Here is a 7,367-nt window from a genome sequence, read left to right on the forward strand (position 1 = left end):
TTCATCCCGTTATTGGGAGGAGGATATTATTACTCCTGAAGTCGTTGCCAAGGATGGATATATTACAGTGCCGACAGGCTATGGGATAGGCTACGAGCCTAACTTAGAATCTATAAAGAAATTCACTGAGAACCTGTGGGAATTTAAAGCTTAGAAAATATCTTCATTTAAAAAAGGGTTGTAAGTGCAAACTACACTTACAGCCCTTTTGTCATGTGTTTTTTCGATGATTCTTCGATAAACAAACCTTTTTAACGCATATTACGTCTACTTGCTCCCTCCTTCTTACTTCCATCTAAAAACCCCTATCTAAAATAGATAGGGGTTAAAAAAGCTAAAACTATTTTTTTACATCCACAATTCTACCTTCAATTTCCGTAGGAATTTTATCAAGTGACTCAAACTGTTCTCTTAAATTCTCCCAATCAGAAAGACCCAGGTCAGTTACTTTACCAGCTTTATAGATTTTCTCGAAAACATCGTAGCTGTCTCCACCCTTAGCTGTAAATGCATTGGTAGCAACTACATATGTCTCTGTATCCTTCACGTCTACTAATTTACCATCAGCACCATAGTATTTAATAGATACAACTCTTTGTCCAACTGGCTTCGATGAGTCAAATTCTACCTTACCTCCTGCTATATGCAAGAAACCACCGTTTTCCTTCGGATAAGATTTAAAGCTGATTTCAAATGCAGCCTTCAGGTCAGCTCCACTGATTTCCATTGTCGCTAATGTATTACCATATGGAAGTACGGTAATCACATCACCAACCGTGATTGGGCCAGCCTTTATATCTGAACGAATTCCTCCACCGTTTTGAAGTGCCATGATAACTTTATTGTCATATTTTTTAGCTTTTGCTAACATTCCATCTGTAATTATATTGCCTAGGATCGTTTCGTTTTTACGTACACTTGGCTGTGAATCATCTCCACTTACCCGAAGATTTTCTAAATCTTTATCTAGAGTTACTCCAATTTCTTTTGAATTAACCTCTTGAACTTTAGTGGAGTACTTTTCGATAAGCTTAAGGGCTTCCTCATCATCTTTTTGATCTTTTATCGGGATTAAAGCACCTTCATGAGCTATTACTTTTCCGTCTTTATCAAAGTCTATCTGCAAAGTTCCTAGGAACTCACTATATTGATATGCTTGAACAATCACGGTAGGATCCTTCTCAGCACCCTTACTGTCTTTATTAACAATCACAGGCTTGTCCAGCTGTGTATGACTGTGTCCACCAACAATTACATCAATTCCTGTAACAGCGGCTGCTAGCATCAAATCATTATCTACTGCCGGGTTGTCATCATAACCAATATGAGTAACTGCCATTACCTTATTAATTCCTTGTTTTTCAAACTCATCTACCATCGTTTGAGCCGCTTTAATGTAGTCTGTAAATTTCACTTTTTCTGGACTTGAGATTCCTTCTGTTTCAGCAGTCGTTAAACCAAAGATACCAACTTTTTGACCATTAATTTCTTTTACGATACCACTATAAATTTGTCCATTTTTAGGGTCAGACGATACTTTCACATTAAACAATCCAGTGAATAATTCATCTTGAGAGAAATCTACATTCGAGCTAACAAATGGGAAATTGGACTTCTCGATAAATTCTTTTAAAGCTTTATGCCCTTCAGGAGAAGAACCTAAGTCAAATTCATGGTTACCAAATGTCATCACATCATAGTCCATGATATTCATAATTTCTAAGTCTGCTTGTCCCTTGAATTCATTAAAGTAAAGTGTACCAGTTAATACATCTCCTGCATCTACAAGGAGCGCATCTGGATGAAGAGCTCTATATTCTTTCACTGCAGTGACACGCTTCGGTCCTTTTTCTACGTGGCCATGTGTGTCATTTACATGCATGACAGAAAGAGTGAAATCTGCATCTACATTATCTGCCAATGCGTGAACCATCTCTAAAAGCTGTTTGACCGCTGGAAGCTCCTTGTCATTCGGCAGTCTGTCTAGAAGTGGTTGGATAGTTGCAATTACTTTGTTTGCTTCCTCTGTTTTACCTGCAGTTAGCAATGCTTGTGCTTGATTAACCTTCATATAAACTGTTACTGGAACCATTAAGTCATTTCTCAATTCATTAGCTGGATCCTTATATTGAGTTAGCAATAGATGACGAGCATCTCTTCCTGTAAAACGGTATAGAATTGCCGTTCTTGTTTTTAGTTGAGCAGAAAGCTTATGATAGCCTTTCTCAATTTTTTCCCAGTCGTTACCCGCTTCAGCAGCTTCAATTTCTTTCATAATTGGTGTTAAATATTTGTCTGCATAGTTATACGCATCGATATAAGGAATAAGTCCTTTTGTCACTCGTTCTGTATATAACTCATCTAGACTTTTTAAAAGTGCAGCCTTATTTTTTACATTGGATTTATTAATTTCATTTCTTGCCTTTTGATAATTAGCTTTAGCTTTATTTAAAATAGGATACAACTCTTTGCTCGTTGCCAATTTCCCTGCTTGAGCAGGTGTGTTATAAGAATAGGATGCTTGTTTGATGTCTTTTCTGGCATTATCTACTACCTGTTGAAAAGATGTACTTGCGAAGGAAATGCTTGAAGCTGAGAATAATGATGTAGCTACGATTGCTGCTACTGCCGTTTGTTTAATTTTCTTGTTTCTCATGTCTTACCTCCTAGTATTATGTGTATAAATGCTCCTATTAATAGATTCATATACTACTAAAAGTTATCTCAATTCGACTATTTACGCAAGACATTTTCTAATTATTTAAAAAAAGGTAAAAATAGTGATTATTTGCATTCGGTGTATGAGGTTATTTGTCCTACTTGCACGAAAAAAGGTGTTATATGCTATAATTAATTATCACAATAGAGATAGGAGTATCATCATGTTAAAAGATATTTTTATGACATTATCAGAAAACCAAGTATTAAATGGGGCCGCTAAAAAGTATGGTTTAAAAATGGGTGCCCAACATGTTGTAGCTGGGACTAATATCGAAGAAACGATGGAAAGTATTAAAAAGCTTAATGCTCAAGGTATCTCTTGTACGGTAGATAATTTAGGGGAATTTGTCTTTGAAAAAGAAGAGGCTTTAGAAGCCAAAGCTCAAATTATCGCAGTGATTGAAGCAATAGAGGAACATCAGGTTGATGCTCATATCTCATTAAAACCATCCCAATTAGGATTGGATATAGATTATGATTTTGCTTTACAAAATTTAAAAGATATAATTGCAGTCGCAAAAAAATATAATACATTCATTAATATCGATATGGAATCTAACAAACATTTACAGCCTTCCTTTGACATATTGGACGAGCTATCTAAGGAATATGATCAAGTTGGAACAGTTATCCAAGCATACTTCTTTAGAGCAGCTGAAGATATTCAAAAATATAAAAACTTCCGTCTACGAATTGTAAAAGGAGCTTACAAAGAACCTGCAGACGTAGCTTATCAAACAAAAGAGGAAATTGACCAAAATTATATAGAGCTAATTGAGTGGCACTTATTAAATGGTAAATTCACTTCTATCGCAACACATGATCATAATGTCATCAATCATATCAAGCAATTTATAATTGATAATAATATTTCACATGATAAATTTGTATTCCAAATGCTATATGGTTTCCGTACTGATATGCAGTTACAACTAGCAAAAGAAGGCTTTAACTTCTGCACATATGTACCTTTCGGAAAAGACTGGTACGGTTACTTCATGAGACGTCTTGCTGAACGACCTGCAAACATGAACCTTGTCGTAAAACAAGTGTTTAACAAAAAAACTAACACTATGATCGGTCTTGCAGCAGGTGCATTTGCCCTAGGAAGATTGACAAAAAGAAAAAAATAATACTGCACAGGACAATCTAGTCACTAAATAAAAAAAGTGAAATCAGCAACTTGATTTCACTTTTTTTATTTAAAGCTAATATTAAACTTCGTTACGACTGCCCTCTTGTAACTGATAAATATCCTTCAATTCAGGAAGAGCAGGTATTCCGCCTCTTTTTGTCGCAGCTAATGCTCCTGCTGCATTAGCAAAGAGCACACTAGATTTTAGCTTGTCTATATTCAAATTTTCCATATTAGCCTCTGCTAAAATTTTGTATAGTAAAGCCCCACAAAAAGCATCTCCTGATCCGGTTGTATCAATTGCTTCTACTACGTAAGGTGGAATCATTTCTGTGTTATCCCTATATCTAAAAAAGCATCCCTTCTCGCCCAAAGTCACCAAAATCAATGGAATTCCATAGTTTCTACTTAATATTTCAGTTCCATTTTCATAGTCCATTGTGTCAGTTAAAAAGTGAAGCTCTTCTTCAGATACCTTTAGGATGTCTGCAAAGTGCATACTATCAGAGATGACTTTCTTCGCTTCACTTAGATCGTCCCATAGACTTTCACGCAAATTAGGGTCGTATGAAATTAGTATCCCTTTGTTTTTTGCATATTGAACTGCACTAAGAGTAGCTTGTCTCGCAGGTTCACTAGTCATGGAAACGGAGCCAAAATGAAATAATCTTGCTTTATCGATTATTTCGTAGTTCACTTCTTGTTCCTCTAAAGTAATATCAGCACCTGGTTTACGGTAAAAACTAAAAGAACGGTCACCATCAGGATGGAGATGAATAAAGGCCAAGGTCGTATTGACTTGTCCAGTTGTCACTACACCAGTCGTATCTACATGATTAGATACTAAAGTTTCCTTAAGAAACGTCCCAAAGTCATCTGCCCCTATTTTACCGATAAAGGATGTTTTTAGCCCAAGTTTACTAAGCATAACCAATACATTCGCTGGGGCTCCACCCGGATTTCTTTCAAATAACGCATTTTTATTGTCGGATTGCCCATATGGAGTAAAGTCGATTAATATCTCACCTAATGCTACCACGTCATACATATGTGTAATCACCTCTATTAGAGTATTGTAAACTATGAATTTAAAACTGTTTCTTCTATTAAATAAAGGATATACTATTTTCCAAAAAAGATAAAATGTAAATAAAAAACACCTCATTCTACGGGGATGGTAGAATGAGGTGCTTTTTCCTTGTTATCGCTCAAGGTATATTTAATACGCCGTAAGTTTTTTGCCTTCGTACTTCCACATCGTTTTATCGCTCGTGTGTTAGATATCCCCGATTATACTAAGTTGGAGAAAGAGCTCCTTCAAAACTCGTTCAACAACATTAAAGATAATTTTTCTATATATTCATCATATCTGAACTAAATGAGAATACACAGAGAGTTTTATTAGAAATTGATGAGAATTTTTATTCCCATGTTACAGATAATATTTTTCCAGAGATTGCATGTACCTGGATCGTCGCTTTTGTTTTTTTATCCTTACTATCCTTCGAGTTACCATCTGCGGTTTGCATCACTATTAAATAGTAGCCACCTTCATTTGTTTTTATAAAGGAATTGCTATCTATGGTTCCCTTGTATTGTTGCTGGGCTATTTTAGTTGCTTGCTCCGGAGTAATTAACACGGTAGTAGTACTTTCCTGCTTCGCTTCGTCAGGTTTTTTGGTTTCAGTTTGTGTTTTATTATTACTAGAAGAGCTTGCGTCTGGCTCTTCCTTTTTAGCTTCCTCTTTTTTCGGTTCTTCTGTCTTGCTAGTCTCTACCTTAGTAGATTCTACTTTTACAGTCTCCACTTTGGAGGTTTCATTTTTAGTAGTTTCCGTCTTGGTTATTTCTGTTTTGGTTGGTTCTGTTTTAGAAGAGTCTGTTTTAGTACCTTCTATAGAATCAGTTGCAGCCTCTGCCTTAGAATCAGCCTTGCCCTCATCAGACTTGGCAACCTCAACTTTGACTGGTTCCTTTTTAACTTCCTCTGTTTTCACAGGCTCGGTTTTCAAGACATCCTTTATTGCATTTTTAATTACTTCTGTAATTGGCTTGTCTACTTTAGAATCACTTAACTTTTCTTGGATTGAAGAAGTGGCTGAAATACTAGACTTAATCAACTTCATTTCAGTCGCTTGAGCGGTTTCTACTTTATTAACCATGCTCATTGTGTCCTCTTTTACCTGTATTTGCGTAATGGGACTCATTTCTACTACAATGTTATTGTTAGTTTCTTTTTTACGTATATTACTAGTTAATGGATATTCCCTAACTTCAAAAGTATCACTATATGTGGCGAATTCCGATTGCTCAACAGGCTGAGAAATACCTGTTAACATATATTCATTCGTCTGCTCCATTGTGTAAATATCTCCATTTGTAGAGTTAACCTCTACTAAATAAACAGAGCCACCTTTTGTAATAACAGCCTTGTATACATTTTCTTTTAACGTTATATCAGTTACTTCTGCATCATACAATTGCTCTAGCTGGGAACGAACATCATTCTCTGACATAGATTGCCGGTTCGTTTGGGTAACATTAAACAAAAACCCAGTGCCTACAATGACGATCACTGACACAAAAATCAATGTATATTTTTTGATTTTAGTAAATTTCATTCATGCTTCCCTCCCCCCAATTCTATTTTAAAAGACAAACATTAAAAATTGATGAGAATTGGAGTTTTTGGAATAAAAATATAAATAGTAGTACCAAACCCAATTGTGCTATCTATTTCCAATTCGAGAGATAAACGGTTGGCAATCTCTTTTGCAATGGACAATCCAAGACCAGTTCCACCTGTTTTCCTATTTCGATCCTCGTCGACACGATAAAATCGGTCAAAGATATAATCAAGATCTTTTTTAGGAATACCGTTCCCATAGTCTAAAATTGCGACTACTGTATGATTTTCTTCCTCGGTAATTGTTGTCTTAATTTCTTTTTCGCTGTATTTCCTCGCATTATCTAGAATAATAAAAAGAAGCTGTGTTAGCTGCTCCATATCCGTGTTCACGTAGACAGGGCCATCACCTTTTAATATAAATTTACGATTATAAGCAGTGCGCATAGATTGCAAGGTATTTTCCACCAGCTCATACAAATCAATTGTTTCCGACTTTTGAGTATGTTGTCCATTCCCTTTAGCTAGTAACAACATTTGAGAAATCATCTCTTTCATTCTTGCCGTTTCATGAATGATTGCATTTACCGATTCCTCTGCAATTGCTTTGTCTTTGAAGCCATGACGAGACAATAGCTTTGCATAGCTTTCAATGACAGTGAGTGGAGTTTTTAATTCATGAGAGGCGTCAGAAACAAACTGCTCCTGCTTATTGTAGTTTTCCTCTAGCTGCTCCATCATTTCATTAAACGCTATTCCCATCTGAGTCATTTCGTCCTTACGATTTTTACTTAACTCTATTTTTTGATATTTACCTGACATCCTGCTTTGGGACATGGTTTTAATTAATTTATTTATAGGTTTAGTAATGATATTACCTAAAGT

Annotated in this window: 5 protein-coding genes; 1 reads left to right on the forward strand and 4 read right to left on the reverse strand. The window is 35.7% G+C overall.

What is annotated here, in order from left to right; all coding sequences use genetic code 11:
- Positions 1 to 340: 340 nt before the first annotated feature.
- Entirely contained in the window at positions 341 to 2,656 is a 2,316-nt protein-coding gene (locus tag AC06OU_RS14235) for a 5'-nucleotidase C-terminal domain-containing protein (RefSeq protein WP_475856655.1), read from the reverse strand.
- Between the two features lie 226 nt (positions 2,657 to 2,882).
- On the opposite strand from AC06OU_RS14235, the gene AC06OU_RS14240 reads away from it, so the two are divergent.
- Entirely contained in the window at positions 2,883 to 3,854 is a 972-nt protein-coding gene (locus AC06OU_RS14240; RefSeq protein ID WP_475856657.1) for a proline dehydrogenase family protein, read from the forward strand.
- A gap of 81 nt (positions 3,855 to 3,935) precedes the next feature.
- On the opposite strand, the gene AC06OU_RS14245 is transcribed toward AC06OU_RS14240, so the two are convergent.
- From AC06OU_RS14245 to AC06OU_RS14255, 3 genes are all read right to left on the reverse strand, one after another.
- Positions 3,936 to 4,904 carry a carbohydrate kinase family protein gene (locus tag AC06OU_RS14245; protein ID WP_475856659.1) on the reverse strand — a complete coding sequence of 323 codons (969 nt, stop codon included), beginning with the start codon at positions 4,902 to 4,904 and terminating at the stop codon, positions 3,936 to 3,938.
- Positions 4,905 to 5,277: 373 nt separating this feature from the next.
- Positions 5,278 to 6,477 carry a PepSY domain-containing protein gene (locus tag AC06OU_RS14250; protein ID WP_475856661.1) on the reverse strand — a complete coding sequence of 400 codons (1,200 nt, stop codon included), beginning with the start codon at positions 6,475 to 6,477 and terminating at the stop codon, positions 5,278 to 5,280.
- A 41-nt stretch (positions 6,478 to 6,518) separates the two neighbouring features.
- A partial coding sequence (locus AC06OU_RS14255) for a HAMP domain-containing sensor histidine kinase (RefSeq protein WP_475856663.1) occupies positions 6,519 to 7,367 on the reverse strand: 849 nt, incomplete at its 5' end.

The organism is Psychrobacillus sp., assembly GCF_056205495.1.

What these genes read in the sequence shown, in the direction of transcription:
- AC06OU_RS14250 (WP_475856661.1), bottom strand. Translation starts at nt 6,477, where the DNA reads ATGAAATTTACTAAAATCAAAAAATATACATTGATTTTTGTGTCAGTG.
- AC06OU_RS14240 (WP_475856657.1), top strand. Translation starts at nt 2,883, where the DNA reads ATGTTAAAAGATATTTTTATGACATTATCAGAAAACCAAGTATTAAAT.
- AC06OU_RS14235 (WP_475856655.1), bottom strand. Translation starts at nt 2,656, where the DNA reads ATGAGAAACAAGAAAATTAAACAAACGGCAGTAGCAGCAATCGTAGCT.
- AC06OU_RS14245 (WP_475856659.1), bottom strand. Translation starts at nt 4,904, where the DNA reads ATGTATGACGTGGTAGCATTAGGTGAGATATTAATCGACTTTACTCCA.